Raw genomic sequence first — 25,548 nt, 5'->3', positions numbered from 1 at the left:
GCTCGCAATCAGAAACCCTTGTCCGTTTCCTCGGGGAATCCATGTCCAATTCCTATTTTCCGCGCTGGCGCCTGGCGGACGACGCCGAGCCCGGCGTCATCATCGCGCCCGACGAACGCCTGTCCTGGCCGAAGAACGTCGCCATGGGCGCGCAGCACGTGGTCGCGATGTTCGGTTCGACCGTCCTGGCGCCATTGCTCATGGGCTTCGACCCCAACGTCGCCATCCTGATGTCGGGCATCGGGACGCTGATCTTCTTCCTGTTCGTGGGCGGACGGGTGCCCAGCTACCTGGGCTCCAGCTTTGCCTTCATCGGCGGCGTGATCGCGGTCACCGGCTATGCCGGCGCGGGGCCAAACGCCAACATCGGCGTCGCGCTGGGCGCCATCATCGCTTGCGGCCTGGCCTACACGCTGATCGGCGTGATCGTCTGGATCGTCAACGCGCGCGCCGGGGGCGGCGCCAACTGGATCGACACGCTCATGCCGCCCGTCGTGACGGGTGCGGTGGTCGCCGTAATCGGCTTGAACCTGGCGCCGATCGCCGCGAAGGGCGCCATGGGCGCCTCGGGTTTCGACAGCGTCATGGCGATCATCACGATCGTGTGCGTGGGCGGGATCGCCGTGTATACGCGGGGCATGGTGCAGCGCCTGCTGATCCTGGTCGGCCTGATCCTGGCCTGCGTGATTTACGCGGTGCTCGCCAATGGCATGGGCCTGGGCAAGCCCATCGACTTTACCGCCGTTGCGTCGGCTGCCTGGTTCGGCCTGCCGCATTTTTCGGCGCCGGTCTTCAAGACCGAAGCGATGGGCCTGATCGTGCCCGTCGCCATCATCCTGGTCGCGGAAAACCTTGGTCACGTGAAAGCCGTCAGCGCCATGACGGGGCAAGACCTGGACCGTTATCTCGGCCGGGCGTTCGTCGGCGACGGCGTCGCTACGATGGTCTCGGGCGCGGTCGGCGGCACGGGCGTCACGACCTACGCCGAGAACATCGGCGTGATGGCGGTTACCCGCATCTACTCCACGCTCGTCTTCGTGATCGCCGCCCTGATTGCCATCGTGCTGGGCTTTTCGCCCAAATTCGGCGCGCTGATTCAGACGATTCCGGGCCCCGTCCTGGGCGGCATGTCCGTGGTGGTGTTCGGCCTGATCGCCATCGCCGGCGCTCGCATCTGGGTGGTCAACCAGGTGGACTTCAGCGACAACCGCAATCTCATCGTGGCTGCGGTCACGCTGGTGCTGGGCGCAGGCGACTTCACGGTCAAGCTCGGCAACTTCACGCTGGGCGGCATCGGCACAGCCACCTTCGGCGCCATCATCCTGTACGCTCTTCTGCGGCGCAGGAAGTGAACCTCCCCAGGAAAACCCTGGGACGCGTCATAAATTTCAAGGCGGCGTGATCCAAATCACGCCGTTTGTTTGTGAAATGCCCGGTTTTGGCGGGTTACAGCGGCGAAATGCGCCGAAAAGGCCGTTTTCTCCGGCGGCTTGCAATTCCCGCGGACTTTGACCACAATATGACTTTGATTGCCCCGGTTCCGACCCGAGCCGGGGTTTTGTTTTGGTCGTCCGCGCCGCTCGCCTGTTATTTCAAGTCTTGATCGGCAAGCGCGCCTGGTCCACGACCTTCACCGAGAACGCTCCTTCGGGGCGTTTTTCTACTTTTTGTTTGGGAAACGACATGTCTGCCATTCCTTTGACCGTGCGCGGGGCCGAGCGCTTGCAAGAAGAGCTCCAACGGCTGAAAACCGTGGAACGTCCTGCCGTGATTAACGCAATCGCCGAGGCTCGCGCGCAGGGTGATCTGTCGGAAAATGCCGAATACGATGCTGCTCGCGAGCGCCAGGGCTTTATCGAGGGCCGGATTGCCGAGCTTGAAGGCACGCTTTCCAATGCCCACATCATCGACCCGTCCTCTCTCGAGGCCGAAGGCCGCGCGGTGTTTGGCGCTACCGTCGACATCGAAGACCTGGATTCGGGCGATCGCGTTACCTACCAAATCGTCGGCGACGTCGAAGCCGACATCAAGTCGAACCTGATTTCCGTGTCCAGCCCGGTGGCTCGCGCGCTGATCGGCAAGAGCGAAGGCGACGTGGTCGAGGTCATGGCCCCGGCTGGCGTTCGCGAATACGAAGTTCTGGGCGTGCGTTACATCTGACGCAAACGTCTCTAGCGGTAAAAAAGTCAAACCACCCTGGCCCGGACGCATCGTTCGTCTGAATTCCGCGGTAAATTGCGGATCGCTATGGTGGACCGGGCGCGTAAAGCGCCCGTTTTTGTGCCTGGCCTTACCTTTTGGGCGACCTGCGGGTCGTGCCGCTGCGGGCTCCGGCGCGCAGGCTGAGCGCGCTGCCAGCGCGGCGCGGGATGCCGTGGCCACCCGAAGCAGAGCGGTTGCTCGTGGGACGCATCGGCTTGCCCTTCTTGTTGAGCTCGTCCTGCGGCACGAAGCGCTTCTTTGCGGGCTTGGGCTCTTCGGTTTCGGTGCGGCGCGGGCGTTTGGACACCGACTTGCCTTCCGCGGCCAGCTTCTTGGGCGTGTAGGGCTCGGAGGCGCGGCGCTTTGCGGGGCGTTCCGGTTCCTGGGCGGCCAGTGCGGCGGGCTTGATGTTGCCGGCCAGCGGGCGGAAGAGAATCAGGGTCTTGCCCAAGTGATGCACGGGCGCGCACGATAGCGTGTCGCAGATGGTGGCAAGCATCGCATCGCGGGCTTCGCGGTCGTCGCCGCCGGCGCGCACCTTGATGAGGCCATGCGAAGTCAGTGCCAGGTCGATTTCCTTGAGCACGGCTTCGGTCAGGCCGTTGTCGCCAATCAGGACGACAGGGCGCAGAGGGTGAGCGGCGGACCGCAGGTCGCTTCGCTCACGAGAGGTAAGTTCTAATATAGGCATGCGTGGAATTGTACGGTAATGGCCAAGAATAAATTCTCCAAAGACTGGATTCACCAGCACATCAACGATCCCTATGTGAAGCTGGCGCAACAGAAGGGCTATCGCGCCCGCGCCGCGTTCAAGCTGATCGAGATCCTGGACACCGAAAAGCTGATGCGCCGGGGCGACCTGGTCGTCGACCTCGGTTCCGCCCCAGGAAGTTGGTCTCAGGTGGCGCGCGAGCGGCTGGCCGGGCCGGGCGGCGTCGTGGACGGCCGCATCATCGCCCTGGACCTCCTTCCCATGGAGCCGGTGGCGGGGGTCGAATTCATCCAGGGCGACTTCCGCGACGATGAAGTTTTGAAACAATTGGAAGACATGGTCGGATCCCGCGCGGTGGACCTTGTTATTTCGGACATGGCCCCCAACTTGTCAGGCGTGGGTATTGCCGATTCCGCGCGCATCCAGCATGTTTGCGAACTGGCGATGGAATTTTCCTGCGCCCATCTAAAGCCCAACGGAGCGCTGATCGTCAAGGCTTTTCACGGTAGCGGCTTTTCGCAAATCGTGGAATCTTTCAAGCAGCGCTTCCGGCGGGTGGTCGAACGCAAACCAAAGGCATCCAGGGATAAGTCCTCTGAAACCTTTCTGGTGGCGCGCGATCTGAAGTAACCCACTTCCGGGGCTTTGCCGCCCCGGCCAGAAAAAACACCGGCCCGCCGAGACAACGACCAGAAAACTCAAGAATCAATTGTAATTAAATGGGCCCCACGGCTGCCCGGACGCAATGCGGTTTGACAGGGTAGAATGGGCTATTGACATACTTGTGACTGTGCCATACGCGGGTGCGCAGTCGCCGGTCGGAATCGAAAGCAGGAGATCGACCTTGAACAATTCATTTTCCAAAGTCGCTGTCTGGATGGTGATAGCCCTGGTGCTGTTCACCGTCTTCAAACAGTTCGACGGACGTGCCCAGACCCAGGACGGCGTGACTTACACGCAGTTCATGGACGACGCCAAGGCGGGACGTATCCGCAAGGTCGACGTCCAAGGCGACGTGCTGTACGTCACCCCTGACGCAGGTCGCGCTTACACGCTGACCTCGCCCGGCGACCTCTGGATGGTGTCCGACCTGCTGAAGTACGGCGTGCAGGTTTCGGGCAAGCCGCGCGAAGAGCAGTCGCTGCTGATGAGCATCTTCGTGTCGTGGTTCCCCATGCTGCTGCTGATCGGCGTCTGGGTGTTCTTCATGCGCCAGATGCAGGGCGGGGGCAGGGGCGGCGCGTTCAGCTTCGGCAAGTCGCGCGCCCGGATGCTCGATGAAAACACCAACCAGATCACCTTTGCCGATGTCGCCGGCTGCGACGAAGCCAAGGAAGACGTCCAGGAACTGGTCGACTTCCTGCGCGACCCCAGCAAGTTCCAGAAGCTGGGTGGCCGCATTCCCCGCGGCGTGCTGATGGTAGGTTCGCCCGGCACCGGCAAGACGCTGCTGGCCAAGGCCATCGCTGGCGAAGCCAAGGTGCCGTTCTTCAGCATTTCCGGTTCGGATTTCGTTGAAATGTTCGTCGGCGTGGGCGCTGCCCGTGTCCGCGACATGTTCGAAAACGCCAAGAAGCATGCTCCCTGCATCATCTTCATCGACGAAATCGATGCGGTTGGCCGCCAGCGCGGCGCAGGCCTGGGCGGCGGCAACGACGAACGCGAACAGACGCTGAACCAGATGCTGGTCGAAATGGACGGCTTCGAATCCGGCCAGGGCGTGATCGTCATCGCCGCAACCAACCGTCCCGACGTGCTGGATCCCGCGCTGCTGCGTCCGGGTCGCTTCGACCGCCAGGTCGTCGTGCCGCTGCCCGATATCCGTGGCCGCGAGCAGATCCTGAAGGTCCACATGCGCAAGGTCCCGCTGTCGCCCAACGTCGACGCGACCATCCTGGCTCGCGGTTGCCCGGGCTTTTCCGGCGCCGATCTGGCCAACCTGGTCAACGAAGCCGCGCTGTTCGCCGCCCGCCGCAATGGCCGTACGGTTGACATGTCCGACTTCGAAAAGGCCAAGGACAAGATCATCATGGGGGCGGAACGCCGCTCCATCGTGATGCCCGAAGAAGAACGCAAGAACACCGCGTACCACGAATCCGGCCACGCGATCGTTGCGCGCATGCTGCCCAAGACCGACCCGGTCCACAAAGTCACCATCATTCCGCGCGGCCGCGCGCTGGGTGTGACGATGCAGCTGCCGGAAACCGACCGCTACAGCATGGACAAGGGCCGCCTGCTGTCGACCATCGCCGTGTTGTTCGGCGGCCGTATCGCCGAAGAACTCTTCATGGACCAGATGACGACGGGCGCCTCGAACGACTTCGAACGCGCTACCGCCATCGCCCGCGACATCGTCACGCGCTATGGCATGACCGACGAACTGGGCCCCATGGTCTATGCCGAAAACGAAGGCGAAGTCTTCCTGGGCCGCAGCGTCACCAAGACGACGCACATGTCGGAAGCCACCATGCAGAAGGTGGACACCGAGATCCGCCGCATCATCGACGAGCAATACGGTGTTGCGCGCAAGATCCTGGAAACCAACCGCGACAAGGTCGAAGTGATGACCTCCGCGCTGCTCGAATGGGAAACCATCGATGCAGACCAGATCAACGACATCATGGAGGGCCGCCCCCCGCGTCCTCCCAAGACGCCGCAAGGCCCGTCGGACACGTCCGACACGCCGCCGACCGGCCTGGCTGCAGGCGGTAACACGGCAGCCGCGGTCTGAGGTCGTTCGTTCTGGTTTATGGCAAATAACTTTCTTTGCGGGCGCTTCGAGTTTGATCTCGAGCGCCCGCTTGTCATGGGCATCGTCAACGTCACGCCGGACTCGTTTTCCGACGGTGGCCAGCACGACGATACCGATTCCGCCGTGGCGCATGCGCGCCAATTGATCGACGAGGGCGCTCAGATTCTGGATCTGGGTGGTGAATCCACCCGTCCTGGCGCCGATCCCGTTTCCATCCAGGACGAGCTGGCCCGGCTGTTGCCCGTGATCGAGGCGCTGCGCGAATGCGGCGTGCCCTTGTCCATCGACACGTTCAAGCCGGAAGTCATGCGCGCCACGCTGGACGCCGGTGCGGACATGATCAACGATATCTATGGCTTCAGGCAGCCGGGCGCGATCGAGGCGGTGTCCCAGTCGCGCTGCGGGCTGTGTGTCATGCATATGAAAGGCGAGCCCCGCACCATGCAGGCAACGCCACCCGAGTACACCGACCTGATCGGTGAAATCGGCCTTTTCCTTGGGGCGCGCGCCCAAAAGCTGCGCGCCGCCTGGATCGATCCACGTCGCATCGTGCTTGACCCCGGCTTCGGCTTTGGCAAGACGGGCGACCAGAATTTTCAATTGCTGCGCCGGCTGTCCAGCCTGCGCAGCACCGGCTATCCATTGCTGATCGGCCTGTCGCGTAAAACCATGATCGGCCAAGCTACCGGCCGGCCCGTGGGCGACCGGCTGCCCGGCAGCATTGCCGCCGCCCTTGCCTGCGTGGCGCGTGGGGCTTCCATCGTGCGCGTGCACGATGTTGCCGCCACGGTCGATGCGCTTAAGGTATGGCAGGCGGCTGAACAAGGAGCAATCAGTTCATGATTCGACGTAAATATTTCGGTACCGATGGCGTGCGCGGTGAAGTCGGCGGCCCGGTGATCAACGCCGAGTTCGCACTGCGGCTGGGCTACGCGGCCGGCCGGGTGCTGGCGCGCGAGCACGCCGTGCGCGGCGGCAGCCGTCCGCAGGTCGTGATCGGCAAGGACACCCGGATCTCCGGCTACATGCTGGAATCCGCGCTGGAAGCGGGCCTGTCGGCTGCCGGCATCGACGTCCTGCTGGCCGGTCCCGTTCCGACGCCCGCCGTCGCCTACCTGACTCGCGCCCTGCGCCTGGTGGCCGGCATCGTGATCAGCGCTTCGCACAATCCTTACCAGGACAACGGCATCAAGTTCTTCTCGGCCCAGGGCATGAAGCTGCCCGATGAAATCGAGGCCGACATCGAAGCCGCGCTGGACGAGCCCCTGGGCTGCGTCAGCTCGGAAGGGTTGGGCCGCGCGCGCCGCATGGGCGACGCCCAGGGCCGCTACATCGAATTCTGCAAGAGCACCTTCCCCAACGACCTCGACCTGAATGGCATGTCGATCGTGATCGACGCCGCGCACGGCGCCGCCTACAACATCGCTCCGCATGTCTTCCGCGAGCTGGGCGCCGAGGTGCACGCCATCGGTGTCCATCCGGATGGCTTCAACATCAACAAGGGCGTGGGCGCACTGCACCCCGAGCTCCTGGCCAAGGAAGTGAAAGCGCGCGGCGCGCATCTGGGCATTGCGCTGGATGGCGACGCGGACCGTCTGCAGATGGTGGACGGCGACGGCCGCATCTACAACGGCGACGAACTCATGTACGCCATCGTGCGCGAGCGCATGCAGCGCGGCAAGGTCGAGGGCGTCGTCGGCACGCTGATGACCAATTTCGGCTTCGAGCGCGAAATGAACCGCCTGGGCGTGGGTTTTGATCGTGCCAACGTGGGCGACCGCTACGTTCTGGAGCAGATGCAGTCGCGCGGCTGGCTCTACGGCGGAGAAAGCTCCGGCCACCTGTTGTGCCTGGACTGCCATTCCACCGGTGACGGCATCGTCGCCGCGCTGCAGGTCCTGACCGCGTTGCGCCGCAATTCGGTCTCGATGGCCGATTGGGTGCGCGACCTGCGGATGTATCCCCAGACGATGATCAACGTGCCGTTGACGCCCGGCCTGGACTGGAAGACGCACGCCGGACTGACGTCGGCACGCCAGGCGGTCGAGGCCGAACTGCAGGGACGGGGCCGGATTCTTATCCGTGCGTCGGGCACGGAACCGAAGCTGCGGCTCATGGTCGAGGCCGAGGACGAAGCCCTGGCAACCGCTTCTGCGGAAAAGCTTGCGGCAAGCCTGGGGTAAACCCTGAGTTTTCGTTTTAATATGTGGGCCACGCGTCGTTAATTGATGCGTGGCCCTTATTTTTTGTCCGCGGCTTGTTCCTCAGTTGTAAAGGCGCATCCGCTGGTCGAAAAGTGAACACATCTGTACCGAACCAAACTTCATAGTCACGTAACATATTGGTCAAGTCATTGACATACAGGGCGTCCACACTGGCTGGACTCTCTAGGAGCTTCGCGCAATGCTGGAACTAGCACGCATCAACCCAAGCCGTAATGCCGCAGAACGCTGGACGGGCGTCGCCCCGAAAGTGCTGGCGGTCGGCCTGGCGCGCACCGTTGAAGAAATAGAGCAGATCCAAAGGCTGCGCTATGACGTCTTCACGGAGGACATGGGCGCGGTGTTTCCGGACGCGCAAGATGGCATCGAACAAGACCGCTTCGACCCCTACTGTGAGCACCTCATGGTGCGTGAAATCGACACGGATCGGGTCGTCGGCACCTATCGCATCCTGACCCCCGAAAAAGCGCGGGAAGCGGGCGGCTACTACTCGCAGTCTGAATTCGACCTTTCCGGCCTGGGCGCCATCCGGGACGAAGTGGTCGAAGTCGGCCGCTCCTGCACGCACGCGGACTACCGCGGCGGGGCGGTCATCATGCTGCTCTGGTCGGGCCTGGCCGAATACCTGCGTCGCGGCGGGTACGAATACGTGCTCGGCTGCGCCAGCGTGAGCCTGCGCGATGATGGCGTCACGGCGGCCGAAGTGTGGCGCACCGTCGCCAAGCAGATGCCGCAGGGCAACGAACCGCGCGTCACGCCGCTGCACCGCTATCCGGTTGAAAAGCTCAACAGCACCCTGCCGGCGCGCGTTCCGCCGCTGATCAAGGGGTATCTGAAGCTGGGCGCCACGGTCTGCGGCGAACCCGCCTGGGATCCGGATTTCAATGCGGCGGATTTCCCGGTGCTGCTGAAGATGGGGCGCATGGACGAGCGCTACCGCCGCCATTTCGGCCTGGACGAGCCGGCCGTGGCCGACGCCGTAGCCGACTGCCAGCGCTAAGCATCATGCGCCGCCTGTTCCGCCGATTGACGATCAGACTGATACGGCGGGCCACCAGGCCGCTGCGCATGGAACTCCGGCGGCTGGATCGCGAAACCGATCTATCGCCGTTCTAGGCAGGGAGCGCGGCAGCGCCGCGCCCCGTGCCAGTCTGTCAGAACTCCAGCAGTTCGAACGAAAACCCCACCTTGTTCCATTCCGCTTCTTCCGCGCGCAGCGTGAAGTCGCTAAGGGGGTGTTCGGCCAGCCATTCGCGATTGACCCGGACGACGATGGAGTTGTCACGCACCGAGGCGGTCAGCGGAAGCGGTTCGATCTCGCCGCGGCGGCGGAACAGCAGCACCGCCAGGCGCAGCGCCAGGATGGCTTTCCACTGCGCGCGGGTGCGCACCAAAGGTTCGAGCTTGCTCAGCTTGCCCAGGTGCCCCAGCGCCAGCAAGGCCAGCAACTGCTGGTCCGCGCGCGAAAAACCAGGCATGTCGGCGTTTTCAAGCACGTAGGCGGTGTGCTTGTGATAGGCGTTGTGCGCGATCGACAAGCCCACTTCGTGCAGGTCGGCCGCCCAGCCCAGCGCGGGCCGGAGCTCGGCACGTTCCGGACCTTCGGGGAACATGGCGTCGAACAACGTCAGCGCGGCGTGGCGCACGCGCCGGGCCTGGTTCACGTCCACGTGGTAGCGCTTCATGAACTGGCGCACGGACTCGTCGCGCTTGTCGTGTTCGTCGTCGCGGCCCAACAGGTCATACAGCACGCCAAGGCGCAGCGCTCCGTCGCCCGTGTGCATGACGTCAATGCCCAGCTCGTCAAAGAGCGCGCTCATGATGGCCAGGCCGCCGGGCAGCACGTCGGCGCGCTCGATCTTGATTCCGGGCAGTTCGGACGGAATGACCCGGCCCGACCGCACGATGCGATCTTTCAGCTTGGTCAGGCCGGCGCGGGTGATGCCGCGATCGGAATAACCGCCTTCCGTCAGGATGGCGAACAGGGCCTTGGCCGTGCCCGATGAGCCATATGCCTCTTTCCAGCCCGTCTTGCGGTACTGCTTGGCGATGACTTCGATTTCGCGGCGGGCGGCCAATTCGGCCTGTTTCATCTGGTGCGCGTCCACCACGCCGTCCGAGAAGAACTGCCGGCTGTAGCTGACGCAACCCATGTACAGCGAAGACATCAGGCCGGGCTCGTGCCCTTTGCCGATGATGACCTCGGTGGACCCGCCACCGATGTCGATGACCAGGCGCTTATTGGGGGAGGGGGGCAGGGTGTGGACCACCCCCGAGAAAATCAGACGGGCTTCTTCGCGGCCGGCGATGACTTCAATGGGAAAGCCGAGCGCGGCTTCGGCGCGGGGCAGGAAGTCTCGAGTGTTGCGCGCGACGCGGAAGGTGTTGGTGGCGACGGCGCGGACCCGATTGGGATGGAAACTGCGGAGGCGGTCGCCGAATCGTTCGAGGACCGCGATGGCCCGGTCGATGGCGTCGTCGCCAAGCCGTTTCTCTGCGTCCAGCCCGGCGGCAAGCCGGACGGTTTCCTTGAGTCGGTCGATTTGATAGATCTGGGGCGTACCGTCCTGCTGAACGATGCGTCCGATGGAGAGGCGAAAGCTGTTGGACCCGAGGTCCACCGCGGCCAGAAGTTGATCCATGCGGCTCGTAATATTGGCTGTGAGGTGGATCGATTATAGAGACCCCATGTGACAGCGCCCCCGCCTCCGGCTTTTCGCTTACGTAACAAGGGTTTGGGAGCATCGCGGCAACGTCCAATATGTCCCGTATTTGGCGTACGCTAACAATCGTGCCGTTGTCATAGAAGCGTCACTATTTTGAAGTAAAACTTCACGCTCTCCTTTCCCCTGGAATCCGGTATGCCCTCACGCCCGCCTGGCGAGCCTTTGCTCATGAACCGCGAATTGTCGCTGCTCAAATTCAACGAACGCGTGTTGGCGATGGCGGAGAATCCCAAGACGCCGCTGCTGGAAAGGCTGCGTTATGTGTGCATCGTCAGTTCCAATCTGGATGAGTTCTTCGAAATCCGGATTTCCAGCCTGAAAGAGCAGCAGCGCCAGTCGCCCAACACGGTCGGGCCGGATGGCATGACGCCGGACCAGGCGTTCGAATGCGTCCAGCAGGCGGTGCATGAACTGGTGGGGCGCCAATACAACTTGCTCAATGACGAGATCCTGCCGGCGATGCACGCCGAGGGCATCTCGCTGCATCACGCGTCCGAATGGAATCCGCAGCAGCAGGAGTGGGCGCGCGACGTGTTTCATCGCGACGTGATGCCGTTGCTGACGCCGATCGGGCTGGATCCCGCTCATCCGTTTCCCCGCGTCTACAACAAAAGCCTGAACTTCATCGTGTCCTTGTCGGGCGCCGATGCCTTCGGCCGCCAGGCATCCATTGCCATCGTGCAGGCGCCGCGCGCCTTGCCGCGCTTGATCAAGATGCCGCAGGAGCTGTCCGGGCAGCCCGAAGGCTACATCCTGCTGACGTCGCTGCTGCGCGCCTTCGTGGGCGAGCTTTTCCCGGGCCTGGAGATGCTGGGCTGCTACCAGTGGCGGGTTACTCGCAATAGCGATCTGTTCGTGGACGAGGAAGAAGTCACCAACCTGCGCCATGCGCTGCAGGGCGAATTGTCCCAGCGCAACTTCGGCGCCGCCGTCCGGCTCGAAATCGACAAGCTGACGCCCGTCGAACTGGAAACCTTCCTGCAGCGGGAATTCTCGCTCAAGCCGGATGACACCTACCGGGTGCCTGGGCCGGTGAACCTGTCGCGCCTCATGCAGCTGTGCAATTCGGCGGCCCGCCCCGACCTGCTGTTTCCTGAGTACCGCGCGCCCGTGCCCGCGCCCTTCGACCGCATTGGCGACAAACCCGCCGAACTGTTCGAGGCGGTGGCCGAGAGCGACCGCCTGCTGCATCACCCCTACCAGTCGTTCCAGCCGGTCATCGACTTCCTGACGGCCGCCGCCCTGGATCCCGACGTGATGGCCATCAAGCAGACCATCTACCGTACCGGCGAAGATTCCGAGCTGATGAAAATCCTGCTGGCGGCGGCGCGTGCCGGCAAGGAAGTGACGGTGGTCGTGGAGCTGATGGCGCGCTTTGACGAGCAGACCAACATCAACTGGGCGTCCAAGCTGGAAGAGGTGGGCGCGCACGTGGTCTACGGCGTGGTGGCGCACAAGACGCACGCCAAGATGGCGGTCGTGCTGCGGCGCGAAAAAGGGCGCTTGCGCCGCTACGCCCACCTTGGAACCGGCAATTACCACCCGCGCACGGCCCGCCTTTACACCGATTTCGGCCTGCTGACCGCGGATCCCAAGCTCTGCGAGGACATGGACAAGGTGTTCGCGCAGCTGACGGGCCTGGGCGCCCGCCGGGCGCTCAAGTCGCTGATGCAATCCCCGTTCACGCTGCACGAAGGCATGGTCGCCCTGATCCGCGCCGAGGCGCGGGCGGCCAAGGCAGGCAAGCGCTCGCGCATCATGGCCAAGATGAACTCCCTGCTGGAAGAGCAGATCATCGAGGAGCTCTACAAGGCCAGCCAGGCAGGCGTGAAGATCGACCTGATCGTGCGCGGCGTCTGCGCCCTGCGCGCCGGCGTGCCCGGCCTGTCCGAAAACATCCGGGTGCGCTCCATTGTCGGCCGCTTCCTGGAGCATTCCCGGGTCTTCTATTTCTACGCCGACGGCGAAGAGACGGTGTACCTCTCGTCCGCCGACTGGATGGACCGCAATTTCTTCCGCCGCGTCGAAATCGCCTTCCCCATCTACGACAAGACCCTCAAAAAACGCGTCATCGACGAAGCCTTCACCTACGCCCTGCGCGACAACCAACTGGCCTGGCAACAGCAGCCCGACGGCGGCTACGCCCGAGTAAAAAGCCGCCGCGAGCCCTACAACCTGCACCAGTTCCTGATGCAGAAGCTGGGCGTGTAAGCCTCAATCTATCTGCTCCGTCCTCCGCCGGCCGCCTCCGGCGGAGCACTGGCCCGGACCGGACCTCAATTTCTAATGGGGCCGGTCCCCGAATTTAAGTGCCGGCTTGTCTCGGCAAGTGCAGTTAGCGGCGCCTGCCAAACTCGCCCACCATCCCGAACGACGTTCGGGCGCATACCTCCAGGCAAGGTTGCGCGATTCCAGCCCGCCCCGAACGACCCATCACGAGATTCGAGGCACGCGCCCCCAAGCCAGGCCGCGCGGATCCGGCTACGCCGGTCCGCCACCGGCGCCCCCCTGGGGGGGAAGCGCGCAGCGCTCCGGGGGGGGAATATGACTGTCACTATCCTGTCACGTTGGGCTTCTAAGATGCGAGGGTCGCTGAAAGACAGGCAGATTTCAAAGCCTGCCAAGACTCCTCCAACGAGCACAGAAGGAACCCAGATGTTCAAACGTGTCTTCAAGCAAGTCTCCCTGGGCGTCGCGCTGAGCGCCGCCGTGTTTGCCGTCCAGGCTGCCGATGTCACCGGCGCCGGCGCATCGTTCCCGTACCCGATCTACGCCAAGTGGGCGTCGGACTACAAGGCTGCCACCAACAGCGCGGTCAACTACCAGTCCATCGGTTCGGGCGGCGGCCAGCAGCAGATCATCGCCAAGACGGTCGATTTCGGCGCCTCGGACGACCCCATGAAGGCAGCCGACCTTGAAAAGCACGGCCTGCTGCAGTTCCCGGCCGTCATCGGCGGCACCGTGGCTGTCGTGAACATCGACGGCGTCGAGCCGGGCAAGCTGAAGCTGTCGGGCAAGGTCCTGGCCGACATCTTCCTGGGCAAGATCAAGAAGTGGGACGACGCCGCCATCAAGGCGCTGAACCCCGACGTCAAGCTGCCCGCGGCCGACATCATCGTCGTGCACCGTTCGGACGGCTCGGGCACGACCTTCGGCTGGACGAACTACCTGTCCAAGGTTTCGCCCGACTGGAAGTCGCAAGTCGGTGAAGGCAAGGCCGTCAAGTGGCCCACCGGTCAAGGCGGCAAGGGCAACGAAGGCGTCGCCGCCTACGTCGGCCAGCTGAAGAACTCGATCGGCTACGTCGAATACGCCTACGCCAAGCAGAACAAGCTGGCCTGGACCCAACTGCAGAACAAGGACGGCAAGTTCGTCCAGCCCGAGCAGAAGGCATTCGCCGCCGCGGCCGCCAACGCCGACTGGAAGAGCGCGCCGGGCATGGGCGTGGTCCTGACCGACGAGCCGGGCGCCGATTCGTGGCCCGTCACCGCCGCCACCTTCATCCTGATCCACAAGTCGCAAGACAAGCCGGTTCAGGGCAAGGCTGTGCTGGACTTCTTCGACTGGACGTTCAAGAACGGCGCCAAGTCGGCTGAAGCCATGGACTACGTGCCGCTGCCGGAAGCCGTGACCAAGGAAATTCGCGCCGCTTGGGGCGAAGTGAAGTCCGCCGACGGCAAGGCCGTCTGGAAGTAAATAGCGGGATCGTGCGGCCCCAGACGTTTCAAGGCGGATGGGGCCGCCGCCTGCAACATGACCTACCTGCATCTCCCCCAGGTTTCCTAAGGAAAGTCCATCCATGAGCGCGGTAATGGATAATAGTGTGCCGCTTCCGCCCAGCGTGGCGGATTCCGTGACTACCGGCACGCCTTCGCCTATGAAGCAAACCAAAAATGCGCTGATGGATGCGCTGTTCAAGAATCTGACCCGCACGTTCGCCTTCCTGGTGTTCATCCTGCTGGCGGCAATTCTTATCTCCCTGATCTACGGCGCCCGGGAATCGCTGGCCAAATATGGCTTGTCGTTCCTGTGGCTCAATGACTGGGACCCCGTCAATTCCAATTACGGCGCGGTTGTGCCCATCATCGGCACCCTGCTGACGTCGGCGATTGCGCTGATCATCGCCGTGCCGGTGTCGTTCGGCATCGCCATCTTCCTGACCGAACTCTCGCCGACCTGGCTGCGCCGTCCCCTGGGCACCGCGGTCGAAATGCTGGCGGCCATTCCGTCCATCATCTACGGCATGTGGGGCCTGTTCGTCTTCGTGCCCGTGTTCCAGCAATACGTGCAGCCGTTCATGATCGCCACCCTGGGCAACGTGCCCTTGATCGGCGGACTGTTCGCGGGGCCGCCTTTCGGTATCGGCATCTTCACCGCCGGCCTGATCCTCTCGATCATGATCATCCCGTTCATCGCCGCCGTGATGCGCGACGTGTTCGAACTGGTGCCAGCGATGCTGAAGGAATCGGCATACGGCCTGGGCAGCACGACCTGGGAAGTGATGTGGCGCGTGGTGCTGCCCTTCACCAAGTCGGGCGTCATCGGCGGCATCATGCTGGGTCTGGGTCGCGCCCTGGGCGAGACCATGGCCGTGACCTTCGTCATCGGCAACGCGTTCAAGTGGTCGGGTTCGCTGTTTTCGCCGGGCAACTCGATCGCCTCGGCGCTGGCCAACGAATTCAACGAAGCCGGCGGCATCCAGAAGGCCGCGTTGCTGGAACTGGGCCTGATCCTGTTCCTCATCACGACGATTGTGCTGGCCCTGGCCAAGGCGCTGCTGGTCCGCCTGTCCGCCGGTGAAGGCAAGAAATCCTGACGCGCCCGGAGCACAAGGAAAAAACCATGGCTGTATCCGTACTCAACATGCAGAACGGCATTTATCGCCGGCGCCGCGTGATCAACCGCATCATGCTCGGCGTGTCGATGGGCACGCTGGCGTTCGGCCTGTTCTGGCTGTTCTGGATCATCCTGACGCTGCTGATGAAGGGCGCGCCCGCGCTCTCGTACACGCTGTTCACCGAAATCACGCCGCCTCCTGGCCAGGCCGGTGGCCTGCTCAACGCCATCATCGGCAGCGTGATGATGGCGGGCGTGGGCACGCTGATCGGCACGCCGGTCGGCATCCTGGCCGGCACCTACCTGGCCGAATACGGCCAGCGTGGCTGGCTGGCGCCTGCAACGCGCTTCCTGAACGACGTGCTGCTGTCGGCCCCGTCCATCATCATCGGTCTGTTCATCTATGCCGTTTATGTGGCGCAGGTCGGGCACTACTCGGGTTGGGCCGGCGCCGTCGCGCTGTCCATCCTGGTGATTCCGGTGGTCGTGCGCACGACGGACAACATGCTGATGCTGGTGCCCAACAGCCTGCGCGAAGCCACCGCCGCGCTCGGCTGCCCCAAGTGGCGCATGATCACGCTGGTGTGCTATCGCGCCGCCAAGTCCGGCATCATCACCGGCGTGCTGCTGGCGATTGCCCGGATCTCCGGCGAAACCGCGCCGCTGCTGTTCACCGCGCTGTCGAACCAGTTCATGTCGCTGAACATGAACGGTCCGATGGCCAACCTGCCGGTCGTCATCTACCAGTACGCCGCCAGCCCCTTCAAGGACTGGAACAACCTGGCCTGGGCCGGCGCCACCCTGATTACGTTGCTGGTGCTGGGCATCAACATCATTGCCCGCAACATGTTCCGCAAGTAAAGATCGCTTTGCCGGCGCGCTGGGCGCGCCGGAGCCAAGGAAAACGCAATGGAAAACACCGCTACCGCAGTCAAGAACAAGATCGAGGTCAAGAACCTGAACTTCTACTACGGCAAGTTCCACGCGATCCGCAACGTGAACATGTCGATCCAGGAGAAGAAGGTCACCGCCTTCATCGGCCCGTCGGGATGCGGCAAGTCGACGCTGCTGCGCACGTTCAACCGCATGTTCGAGCTCTACCCCGGCCAGCGCGCCGAGGGCGAAATCATCCTTGACGGCGAAAACCTTCTGACGGCCAAGACCGACATCTCGCTGATCCGCGCCAAGGTCGGCATGGTCTTCCAGAAGCCCACCCCGTTCCCCATGAGCATCTACGACAACATCGCTTTCGGTGTTCGTCTGTTCGAGCGCCTGTCCAAAGGCGAGATGGATGAACGCGTGGAGTGGGCGCTGAGCAAGGCCGCGCTGTGGAACGAAGTCAAGGACAAGCTGCACCAAAGCGGCAACAGCCTGTCGGGCGGGCAGCAGCAGCGCCTGTGCATCGCACGCGGCGTCGCGATCAAGCCGGAAGTCCTGCTGCTGGACGAGCCGTGCTCGGCGCTGGATCCAATTTCCACGGCCAAGATCGAAGAACTGATCGCCGAACTGAAGAACGACTACACCGTCGTGATCGTCACGCACAACATGCAGCAAGCTGCGCGCTGCTCGGACTACACGGCGTACATGTATTTGGGCGAGCTCATGGAATTTGGCCAGACCGACCAGATCTTCGTGAAGCCCTCGCGCAAGGAAACGGAAGACTACATCACGGGCCGCTTCGGCTGAACGTTCCCGCTCCAGCGGTTCCCGACACGGCGCGCCCAGAAGGCGCGCCGTTTTTCATATCGGGTCCGTTGCGGCGAGGTCGCGGCGTCCGCCACTGCGCCCAACTTCGGATTGCCCGCGCAGCGCCGCGCCAGGCCGGTTTCTGTTATAGTTTCCACCCTTCGGGGCGTAGCGCAGCCTGGTAGCGCATCTGCTTTGGGAGCAGAGGGTCGTGAGTTCGAATCCCACCGCCCCGACCAATAAAATCAAAGGGTTAGCTCAATGTTGTTGAGCTAACCCTTTTTCTTTGCTTGGCTTATGGGACAACATATGGGACAACAAAGCCAAAGCTGAGTGGAGCCGCAATTCAGACGCGCTCCAGGCGCGACGTTGTGCCACCTAGGAGACTCGCGCGGCGAAGCGTTTCGCTTGTTGCTGGAGATGGGCGCGAAAGGGCAGGGATGAAGGAATTCGACGAAAAAAAGCCGAGCATAGTGCTCGGCTTTTTGTGCTGTTCGAAGAATGGTGCAGCTACGTCGGCTGGCTTCGAAAGTACTGGGTGCCTACTGATCCGCTGATGCGCGCATCCAGACGCCGGGACTATGCGTGCTGCACAATCCGGTTGTAGCTGAGGGGTCGTTCCCTGGGGGCGGCAGTGGTGCGGGCATTCTTTTGTTCGCGGACCCACGCCTGGACCTCCGATGCGGGCCATCGCGATGCGCGCCCCACCTTCGCAGGCGCCGGGAACGTCCCGTCCTTGATTCCCTCGTAAATCTTGGTCTTTTTGATGCCCGTGGCCTTGATGACCGCAGGCAATTCTAGAAGTTGCTCGCTCGGTTCCTGAGCGAATTCGTTGGTGTCGATCTCGCGCGCATCCATATGCCGTCCTTTGCTTCTGCCCGAGGTAAGAGAGGCGAGTTCGTCGCCTCCGACGCGGCGACGTGTGGCGTCGACCCGGCTAGTAGGTTGGCATAAAGATAAGTGTTGCTTTATTAAGTGTCAAGTTTTGATTAAATTTCGGAGGTCATGCGAGTCGCTCGGCCCAGGTGAAAGGAACGCGTGCGACCACCTGAACGAAATCATCCAGGTCCTGAACTGGCACATCGATCGGGGCGACCTTTGTGCTCTCGGTAGATAGCCGAAGCCCCCCGCCTGGAAGACGTTGGACGAAGCGAAGGTCAACCTGCTCTCCCTGCCGGATGAGATACAGGCCGTCCGCATTGACTTCCTTCACATCGCTTTGCACGAACGCGATATCGCCCTGACGGAACGTAGGTTCCATGAACGCCCCTTCTATGTACACAAACCCCACATTAGTTAGGTTCGCGTCCAGAGGAAGGCGACCGTTGAGCCAGGCCCGGCTAACCCGCAGGTGTCGGATTGCGCATGCCGTTGGCGGCAACATAGTTCCGTAATTCAGCCGCGCTCCAAGGAAAGGAATGTCGATGGTCTCTGCGTCCGATCCCGCGAGGGCCGAAAGGTCAGTAGGGGCGGCGACGGGAATCTCGGGAGAGAGCCAATAAGCGATGGAGGTACCAAAGACTTGGGCTAGAGCCACCGCATGTTCGCGGTCGAACCGGCCATTGTTTCTCCATCCGTAGACGGCAGGCGTGCTGACGCCTAGCCGTTCGGCTAATGCGGCGGCTGAGACGCCATTCGACTGCATCTGAAAATCCAGCTTTGCGACAAAGTCGCGTTGCATCTGTGACAGCTGCGGAGACGTGGAGCCTTCAGGCCTCTTTGTCTTTTGTGTCATCGGGGTTTACCTTCCATAAAGTATCGCTTAATATTCGAAAACTTTTACTTAACCGAATTCGCGCCCATGGCTACTTCCAATAAGCTCGCGACCTCGACAAGAGCAACAATAGTCGAAGCCGACCGAATCAACTCTTCCGTCGCTATCGGCGGGCGGACGGCTGGCATAGTCGCAGCGCTGGCGCGGCTTGCTGAGGTAACCCCGCCCCAATCCAGCCTTTGGTTAAAGGGGGACACGGCGATGCCTCTTCGGCGAGGCATTTTAGTGGAGATAAATAGCGAGAGTCGCGTTTCTTTGGAGGGGCTCATTCAGGAAGGCCTCATCTCAGAGCGTGACGCGCTCATCGTCCGATACATTCAAAACCCGGCTGAGTTCGCCGGCGCGGAGCGACGAGCCGCGCTACTCGACGCGCTGCGTGCTCGCCCATGAAATGCCATCTTCTGCAATCCGTGCCGCTCAATGTCTGACCGGACAAGACTGCGATGCACTTCTACCCCCATAACATCGGCGACCACGTCAAGGACACGCGGCACCTGACTCTTTTGGAAGAAGGGGCGTACCGCCGTTTGCTTGACCACTACTACACCATCGAGAAGGCGCTGCCTTTAGACGAGGCCGACCTCTGCCGCAAACTGCTCGCGCGGAGTGACGACGAGCGCAAGGCCGTGGGTGTGGTGCTGAGGGAGTTTTTCGTTCAGACGGAAAGCGGGTGGTGGCATAAGCGCTGCGAGGAAGAGATCGCCGCGGGCAATAAGCGGCGACAGCAGTCCCGCGAGAACGGGAAAAAGGGTGGCCGTCCGCGAAAGTCGGTGCCGCCTCAGGAGCTACCTGGAGGCGACGGAAGACCCGATACGGGAAACCCGGACGAAACCCAGCGGGTTATTGGCGGGTTAGCGCTAGGTTCTGGCTCTCGTCCGGGCGATGGCTTGGAATCTGCGCAGGTTGAGGGACTGCCGCCGTGCCCCCACGAGCGGCTCGTAGAGATTTATCACGACCGAATGCCCCTCAACCCCAGGATCAAAGTGCTTGATGACAGTCGGCGAAAGCTCCTCGCAGCACGCTGGAAGCAGGCTGCGAGGCTGGACGTGCCTCCGTTTGGCTATCACACAATGCAGCAGGGCCTGGACGCATGGCACACATTCTTCGAGATATGCAGCGAGTCCGATTTCTTGACGGGGCAGGCGCCACCGTCAGATCCGGGACGACCACCATTCGTCGCCAGTCTGGACTTTCTCATCTCCCCCGACGGATTTCGGAAGTGCGTCGAAAACCACTATCACCGCGAGTAGATTTTACAAAACGGCGCCAAATTTGTTACGACGGCAATGTTTAGCCACGAAGTTACACACATAGAAAGAAATAATTACGAAACTTTGTCACCTTCTGCAATAAAGCAGCGGGTCAGCAAAGGAGATCAAGTGATGTTGTCTAACGAGCTGCGGCGCCTGTTGTTTCAGGGTGAAAGTGGCCAGAAGCACGATGCAGAGCCGCTTCCATGCCTATCCGGCGACGAGGTGCTGGCGAAGGCGCACGTACCCACAAGGTACAAGTCTTGCACCTTCGATACCTTTCACGCGTACAGCGAAGAACATAAAGCGAGAAAACTGGCTTGCGAGAGTTACAGCAAGCATTTCAACGTCGCGCGCTACGACGGCGTTTCCATGGTGTTGGGGGGGCCTCAGAAGGGCAAAACGCACCTGGCGACGGCGATGCTGTTTGCGGTTATCGCAAGCGGTCGCACCGGCCGGCTTATACGCGCCCGTCGGGCTATCGCTGCCGTCGTCGAGTACGGGGAGGATGCCCTCGCCGAGCTAGCCAATCCCGACCTACTCGTGTTGGATGGGCTGCTCTCGCACCCCTGGGATGAGGCGGGTCGACATGCGATCTTTGAACTCATCGAACGCCGCTTCGAAGAGGTAAAGCCCACAGTCATCACCACTCACCTTAGAAAAGCCACTTTTTTGCGTGCCGTCGGCGATCGTATTGCGTCGCGGCTGCGTGAGAACGGCGGCAAGTTTGTTTCGTTCGAGTAGTTTCAGAAGAAATGCGCCGCACAATTCCGGAGGGTGATAGCCCACTGCACGCTCGGGCTGGCACGGCGGAGCGAGCTTTGCTCGGAGCCCTGCTTGTTAACAATGACACCTTCGACCGCATCGCGCCGGTGAGGATTGGCGCTTCGCACTTTGGCGCCCATGGCAATGCCCTGATCTTCAGTGCAATCGCTTCCCTGATTTGTCGGGGGCAATTGGCTGACGTGATCACCGTGCACGATCTCTTGTGCGAGCGCAACGAAGCACCCCGCGCCGGCGGGCTACCCTATCTCAACTCGCTTGCCGCGGAGTGCGCCAGTGCCACAAACGCAATTCGGTACGCCGAGATTGTGGTCGAACAGGCCCTGCTCCGACAGCTGATCTTCGTGACGTCGGAGATCCAAGCTTCTGTATCCGAACCAGCTGGCCGGAACGTTCACCAACTCCTCGACCATGCACAGAAATTGATCGGCGGTCTGGGGGAGCAAACGGTCAAGCGGGACGCTGTGCCCATCGCTGCCGCAGCGGCACGCTTCATTGAACAGCTGGACCAGAGAATTTCGGGAGGCATAGCCCGAGACGTCGTCTCTACAGGGCTGACCGATCTGGACAAGGCGCTGCACGGCGGACTGTTGCCGGGGCGGTTGTATGTCCTGGGCGGTCGCCCGGCAATGGGGAAATCGGCATTGGCCGGCACGGTTGGAAGTCACCTGGCTGCAGAGCAAGTCCCGACGGCGTATCTGTCGCAAGAAATGCCCGAAGAGGAGCTCACCGGGCGTACCTTGGCTCAATGGTCCGATATTTCGATCGATGCGCTCCAGGCGGACAATCCAGAAGCAGTGCAAAGTGACTTCTGGGCGAGACTCGTCACAGCGGGACAGCTTGCGGCCACAGCCACGCTGTTCATCGACGAAACCTCAGGCTTGACGCTTCTCGATGTAGCGTCCAAGGCGAGAACTTTGAAGCGCAAATCAGGCCTGCGCGTCTTGATCGTCGATTACCTCCAGCTTATGGTCGGGACTGAAGAGAAGCGCCACAGCCAGATTGAAACTATCACGCGCGGTCTCAAGAGCCTCGCAAAGGAGCTTGGCATATCTATCTTGCTCCTGTCCCAATTGAACCGCGAAATCGATCGAAGAACCAACAAACGTCCACTGCTCGCCGACTTTAAGGACTCAGGGTCCATCGAGGCGGATGCCGACGTTGTGATGGGGATATACAGACCCGAGCAAGATGACCCGGATACTCCGTATCCGGGTTGTGCAGAGCTCCATATCCTGAAGCATAGAGGCGGAAAGCTGGCAAAGGTGCTGCTGGCTTACAAGGGGATGGCGACGAAGTTTCACGATTACCACGGTGCGCCGCCCCTAGATTCTGCCGTTGAATCCCGCGGGCAGCGTGCGCGGAAAGGCTTCGACAGGCTGCCTCACAGGCATGCAGACACATAGGACGCAAAAAAGCCAACCACAAACCAAAAAGTACACATTGTTAGGTATGAAATAAAAAGCGCCATAAATATAATCGAAGCATAGACAATGGAGATGTCATGCTATTCAAGGCGTTTTTCGGCACCGCCGTATTTCTCGGGACAATCGCTTGGCTGGGCTACTCGCTGGTGGCGACCGAGCCGTGCGAGCGGATGGACCGGCTAGCACTACCGATTCGGCTGACGATGGACGCGACGCGCTTTATCGCCAGCAACCTGTTTGCTGGACCGGAGCACACCGAGCTTCGTCTATCGCTCCTGGAGCTGAGCATAAAGGTGGATTCCGGCGCGCAAACCTACGCAAGCGCCGTGCTCTACGGGCCCAGTCTTACGTGCAAGAACTTCCTATAAGGCGGACGAAGCGATGAGTAGACTCGGCCGTCAGCGCGATCAATTTATCTACATGGGCCCGGAAGACAAGCCGGCCGCCGACTTCCTGAACGAACTCTTTCGTCGAGCGGCATTGGAGGGCATGACCGACATTCAACTTCGCTTCGTCCATGGCGCCATGCGCCCGGTTGAAGTTGCTGACTCGGGGGTTCGTCTAATCAGCTGGCTTGAGCCGGAGTACGAAGGAGATCTTGTCAAGCATGTCGAGGAAAAGCTTCGCGCACGTGCAAGCATGGACTTGTCCGAACAGTTCATACCGATGGATGGCGCGATTCATCTTCGCTATCCGGAAGATGGGCTCAAACTGAGTCTCCGTGCCAGCTTCCTTCACACCATCGTCGGCTCAACAGCCGTATTTCGGCTCGCTCGGGAACAAGCACAACGGCTTGCCTACCGTGACATATACATGCCCTTAGCAGTCCGACGCGTAATCGACCAGGCACTCGCGGTGCGCGCGGGAACGGTAGTGGTGTCGGGCCCCATGGGAAGCGGCAAAACGACGCAGCTCATGGCATACATGGTCGAGTTGCGCGACAGGGGAGAGAACGTCAAGACGGCAGAAGAACCTGTGGAGATACCTACGCCTGGCATAGACCAATGTGAGCTGGTGCCGGGAAAGGTCACGTATCCCATGCTAGCCAGGGCATTCCTTCGACAGCGTGCCCACCGCATCATGATCGGTGAGACTCGGGACGAAGAGACCGCTGAGGCGTTGGGCCGTAACGCGAACACCGGGTGCCAGCTCTGGACAACCACGCATTCGGATACGAGTGCGCTGGTGATTGAGCGTTTGCTCGAGCTGAAGATGCCCCGGGACTTGATTGCGAAGACGCTGCGACTCATTATTGCGCCTCGCCTCGTCAGGACCATCCCCGCCGAGGCGACGGTCGAATGGGTTGCACCCAACGAATCCAGCAAAGCGTGGTTGAAGGCCGTCGGAGCCTATCACCCGGACGACAAGTTCCCGGTCATTGTGAGCGACCACGACATGTCGGAAACCAAGATGCCGATCTTTGAGGTTATCCAGATCGATGATCGCGTGCGACGGGTGATTCTGGCCGGCGGAGACGCCAAAGAACTGTACGAAGCGGCGAGCTATCAACCTCAATTCGAAACTCTCGCGGAGGCGGGCGTCCGCCTCGCGCGGGAAGGGAAAACCACGCTCAGCGCCATTCAGTCCCTCCTGAACCCGGCGCTGTGGCCTACGTTTGAGCGGCAGAGGCTCGACAAGAGATTGATCGCTTCCGGTGTGATAACTCCCGCGCAGGCGTATCAAGCGGTGGAGACGATGGCTCGCGCGGCCATTGAAGAACATCGCATCCTTGAACTGTGGGAAGCGCTCATTTCGACTGGAGCGGCGACGCGCCTCCAGGTCATCGAATGCTTAGGCCGAACAAAGGAAGCGGTGGACCTCCTCGGATACTTCATAGACAACGGGATCCTGGCAGAACAACCAGTAGAACACGTGATCGAAGAGTGGAAACGAGGCGAGCGACGGCAATCGCTTTTCGCTATGTGCATTGACCAAGGACTACTAAGCAATGAGCAAATTCAAGATGAGGCGTTCCTGCATTACCGCCGTGCTGGCATTAGCCACAACTAGCGCCCTGCACGTGGTGGCGAAGGCTCAACCCTCCATGGCAATGGGTGGTGACGGAAAGGGACAGCCATATACCCCGCCAATGCCATACCGAGAGGTTGCCGAGGTTGAGGCGGACCAGCGAGTGGTGCGCATCTTTTTCTCATTTAGCTGCCCCTTTTGCCGCACATTCCACACGCCACTGCGTCAGTGGGCCAAGAGTCTCCCAGCCCCTTGGCGATATGAGTTCGTACCGATTCTGCTTGCGGATGGCACGGGAATTCATGAAGCCGCAGGGTATTTAGCCGCGCAAAAGGCGTTGGGGCCTGCGGTCGCGAGATTCGAAGATGCAGCCTACCGCGCGATCCAAGGCGAAGGCCGCTCGCCGCGAGCTCCTGAGACCTGGCGTGGCATCGTGAACGCGGCGGGGGGGAGCGTGCTGGCGTTCGAGGAGGCCTGGGAGAGTCTGTCGCCGGCGGAGGTCGCAGAGCTTCCCCGGTCGATGATCGCATACGCCGTGGACGCAACGCCAACAGTCGCTATCGCCGGGAAGTTCGTTCTGACGCCTGACGGAGTGCAAGGCGACGAAGCCTTGTTTCTCCAACTGTGCAGCGGACTGGTGTCGCGGGCGATGGGGCACGCATGAGAACCGCGGCCTCGCTATTGCTATTGTCATTGATGGTCGTCTCGCCGGCCTCGATGTCGAGCCCAATTGCGAAGGGCACGCTTTGCTTTCGAGAGGCAGCGGAACGCTACGGGGTCAGTGAAATCATGTTGCGTGCGATAGCGTGGCATGAGTCAAGGTGGAAAGCGAACGCCTTGAACGACACCTTGAACCGAGACGGCAGCGAAGACGTCGGGGTGATGCAAATAAACAGCTGGTGGATCGAGAAACGGCTGCCTCGCTACGGAATCACACGTGAGCACCTTTGGGAGCCATGCTTGAACATCCACATTGGCGCGTGGATCTACGCAGACGAAATTGCACGCCATGGCAACACATGGAAGGCTGTCGGCCACTATGGGTCTCCCAATGAGAAAGGCCAACAGTGGTACATCGCTAGGGTCAAGAAGGCGCTGGAAGAGGTGCTCGCTGGAGAACCGGAATCCACCCGAAGGAAAGCGGCGATGCCGCGGCCAAGTGGAGCGCTGACGGCAAAGCAGATTGTCATTCACATACAGAACTGAGGGA

23 protein-coding genes and 1 tRNA gene are annotated in these 25,548 nt (G+C 61.6%); 20 read left to right on the top strand and 4 right to left on the bottom strand.

All coding sequences use genetic code 11. From position 1 onward, the window contains the following. The first annotated feature begins 41 nt into the window (after positions 1–41). Both RT614_RS05485 and greA read left to right on the top strand, forming a co-directional pair. Positions 42–1,352: a solute carrier family 23 protein gene (locus RT614_RS05485; protein ID WP_313620840.1), complete on the top strand. Its 1,311-nt coding sequence runs from the start codon at positions 42–44 to the stop codon at positions 1,350–1,352. 331 nt (positions 1,353–1,683) lie between these two features. Beyond that, a complete protein-coding gene (gene greA / locus RT614_RS05480) occupies positions 1,684–2,160 on the top strand; it encodes a transcription elongation factor GreA (RefSeq protein WP_008158056.1) in 477 nt (158 codons plus the stop codon). Between the two features lie 130 nt (positions 2,161–2,290). Here greA and RT614_RS05475 read toward each other — a convergent pair whose 3' ends face one another. Beyond that, positions 2,291–2,893, bottom strand: coding sequence for a YhbY family RNA-binding protein (locus RT614_RS05475; RefSeq protein WP_313620839.1), 603 nt, complete (start codon positions 2,891–2,893; stop codon positions 2,291–2,293). Between the two features lie 18 nt (positions 2,894–2,911). Here RT614_RS05475 and RT614_RS05470 point away from each other — a divergent pair, with 18 nt between their 5' ends. The 5 genes from RT614_RS05470 (at position 2,912) to RT614_RS05450 (ending at position 8,888) form a co-directional block, all read left to right on the top strand. Beyond that, the gene (locus RT614_RS05470; RefSeq protein ID WP_313620837.1) at positions 2,912–3,544 is read left to right on the top strand and encodes an RlmE family RNA methyltransferase; all 633 of its coding nucleotides are present in this window, start codon (positions 2,912–2,914) and stop codon (positions 3,542–3,544) included. Between the two features lie 214 nt (positions 3,545–3,758). Further along, positions 3,759–5,645 carry an ATP-dependent zinc metalloprotease FtsH gene (gene ftsH / locus RT614_RS05465; protein ID WP_313620835.1) on the top strand — a complete coding sequence of 629 codons (1,887 nt, stop codon included), beginning with the start codon at positions 3,759–3,761 and terminating at the stop codon, positions 5,643–5,645. Positions 5,646–5,663: 18 nt separating this feature from the next. Continuing rightward, positions 5,664–6,509, top strand: coding sequence for a dihydropteroate synthase (gene folP, locus RT614_RS05460; protein WP_313620833.1), 846 nt, complete (start codon positions 5,664–5,666; stop codon positions 6,507–6,509). Further along, complete coding sequence (glmM, locus tag RT614_RS05455) at positions 6,506–7,849, top strand: phosphoglucosamine mutase (protein WP_313620832.1); 1,344 nt, start codon at positions 6,506–6,508, stop codon at positions 7,847–7,849. The genes folP and glmM overlap by 4 nt, the downstream gene beginning before the upstream one ends. Positions 7,850–8,069: 220 nt before the next feature. After that, positions 8,070–8,888, top strand: coding sequence for a GNAT family N-acyltransferase (locus RT614_RS05450; RefSeq protein WP_313620831.1), 819 nt, complete (start codon positions 8,070–8,072; stop codon positions 8,886–8,888). A 154-nt stretch (positions 8,889–9,042) separates the two neighbouring features. Here the strand turns inward: RT614_RS05450 and ppx are convergent, their stop codons facing one another. Continuing rightward, positions 9,043–10,530: an exopolyphosphatase gene (ppx, locus tag RT614_RS05445; RefSeq protein ID WP_313620830.1), complete on the bottom strand. Its 1,488-nt coding sequence runs from the start codon at positions 10,528–10,530 to the stop codon at positions 9,043–9,045. 219 nt (positions 10,531–10,749) lie between these two features. On the opposite strand from ppx, the gene ppk1 reads away from it, so the two are divergent. The 6 genes from ppk1 to RT614_RS05415 all read left to right on the top strand — a co-directional run bounded on the left by ppk1 (position 10,750) and on the right by RT614_RS05415 (position 17,375). Then, the gene (gene ppk1, locus RT614_RS05440; protein ID WP_313620829.1) at positions 10,750–12,825 is read left to right on the top strand and encodes a polyphosphate kinase 1; all 2,076 of its coding nucleotides are present in this window, start codon (positions 10,750–10,752) and stop codon (positions 12,823–12,825) included. 444 nt (positions 12,826–13,269) lie between these two features. Beyond that, the gene (pstS, locus tag RT614_RS05435) at positions 13,270–14,310 is read left to right on the top strand and encodes a phosphate ABC transporter substrate-binding protein PstS (protein WP_008158040.1); all 1,041 of its coding nucleotides are present in this window, start codon (positions 13,270–13,272) and stop codon (positions 14,308–14,310) included. A 103-nt stretch (positions 14,311–14,413) separates the two neighbouring features. Further along, positions 14,414–15,430 carry a phosphate ABC transporter permease subunit PstC gene (gene pstC / locus RT614_RS05430; RefSeq protein WP_313620827.1) on the top strand — a complete coding sequence of 339 codons (1,017 nt, stop codon included), beginning with the start codon at positions 14,414–14,416 and terminating at the stop codon, positions 15,428–15,430. Between the two features lie 26 nt (positions 15,431–15,456). Beyond that, positions 15,457–16,311, top strand: coding sequence for a phosphate ABC transporter permease PstA (gene pstA / locus RT614_RS05425; protein ID WP_313620825.1), 855 nt, complete (start codon positions 15,457–15,459; stop codon positions 16,309–16,311). A 48-nt stretch (positions 16,312–16,359) separates the two neighbouring features. Continuing rightward, complete coding sequence (gene pstB, locus RT614_RS05420) at positions 16,360–17,136, top strand: phosphate ABC transporter ATP-binding protein PstB (RefSeq protein WP_006221056.1); 777 nt, start codon at positions 16,360–16,362, stop codon at positions 17,134–17,136. Between the two features lie 162 nt (positions 17,137–17,298). After that, positions 17,299–17,375 (top strand) — tRNA-Pro (locus tag RT614_RS05415). A gap of 340 nt (positions 17,376–17,715) precedes the next feature. Here RT614_RS05415 and RT614_RS05410 read toward each other — a convergent pair. Then, on the bottom strand, positions 17,716–17,994 hold the full coding sequence (locus RT614_RS05410) for an AlpA family phage regulatory protein (RefSeq protein ID WP_313620823.1): 279 nt from the start codon (positions 17,992–17,994) through the stop codon (positions 17,716–17,718). A gap of 145 nt (positions 17,995–18,139) precedes the next feature. Next, positions 18,140–18,817 carry an XRE family transcriptional regulator gene (locus tag RT614_RS05405; protein WP_279968323.1) on the bottom strand — a complete coding sequence of 226 codons (678 nt, stop codon included), beginning with the start codon at positions 18,815–18,817 and terminating at the stop codon, positions 18,140–18,142. A 536-nt stretch (positions 18,818–19,353) separates the two neighbouring features. On the opposite strand from RT614_RS05405, the gene RT614_RS05400 reads away from it, so the two are divergent. From RT614_RS05400 to RT614_RS05370, 7 genes are all read left to right on the top strand, one after another. Then, positions 19,354–20,160 carry a YdaU family protein gene (locus tag RT614_RS05400; RefSeq protein ID WP_076515825.1) on the top strand — a complete coding sequence of 269 codons (807 nt, stop codon included), beginning with the start codon at positions 19,354–19,356 and terminating at the stop codon, positions 20,158–20,160. Positions 20,161–20,292: 132 nt separating this feature from the next. Beyond that, a complete protein-coding gene (locus tag RT614_RS05395) occupies positions 20,293–20,904 on the top strand; it encodes an ATP-binding protein (RefSeq protein ID WP_313620822.1) in 612 nt (203 codons plus the stop codon). 11 nt (positions 20,905–20,915) lie between these two features. Next, positions 20,916–22,349 carry a replicative DNA helicase gene (locus RT614_RS05390; RefSeq protein WP_313620821.1) on the top strand — a complete coding sequence of 478 codons (1,434 nt, stop codon included), beginning with the start codon at positions 20,916–20,918 and terminating at the stop codon, positions 22,347–22,349. 98 nt (positions 22,350–22,447) lie between these two features. Next, entirely contained in the window at positions 22,448–22,738 is a 291-nt protein-coding gene (locus tag RT614_RS05385) for a hypothetical protein (protein WP_054470919.1), read from the top strand. A 13-nt stretch (positions 22,739–22,751) separates the two neighbouring features. Next, a complete protein-coding gene (locus RT614_RS05380) occupies positions 22,752–24,380 on the top strand; it encodes an ATPase, T2SS/T4P/T4SS family (protein WP_279968328.1) in 1,629 nt (542 codons plus the stop codon). Then, positions 24,319–25,002, top strand: coding sequence for a hypothetical protein (locus RT614_RS05375; RefSeq protein WP_131727037.1), 684 nt, complete (start codon positions 24,319–24,321; stop codon positions 25,000–25,002). Before RT614_RS05380 ends, RT614_RS05375 begins: the two co-directional genes overlap by 62 nt. Then, entirely contained in the window at positions 24,999–25,544 is a 546-nt protein-coding gene (locus tag RT614_RS05370) for a lytic transglycosylase domain-containing protein (RefSeq protein WP_313620820.1), read from the top strand. The genes RT614_RS05375 and RT614_RS05370 overlap by 4 nt, the downstream gene beginning before the upstream one ends. The last annotated feature ends 4 nt before the right edge of the window (positions 25,545–25,548 follow it).

The sequence above is a fragment of the Achromobacter sp. genome (genome assembly GCF_032102605.1).
Classification (GTDB): domain Bacteria; phylum Pseudomonadota; class Gammaproteobacteria; order Burkholderiales; family Burkholderiaceae_B; genus Achromobacter.
This window is presented reverse-complemented; position numbering and strand designations above follow the sequence as displayed.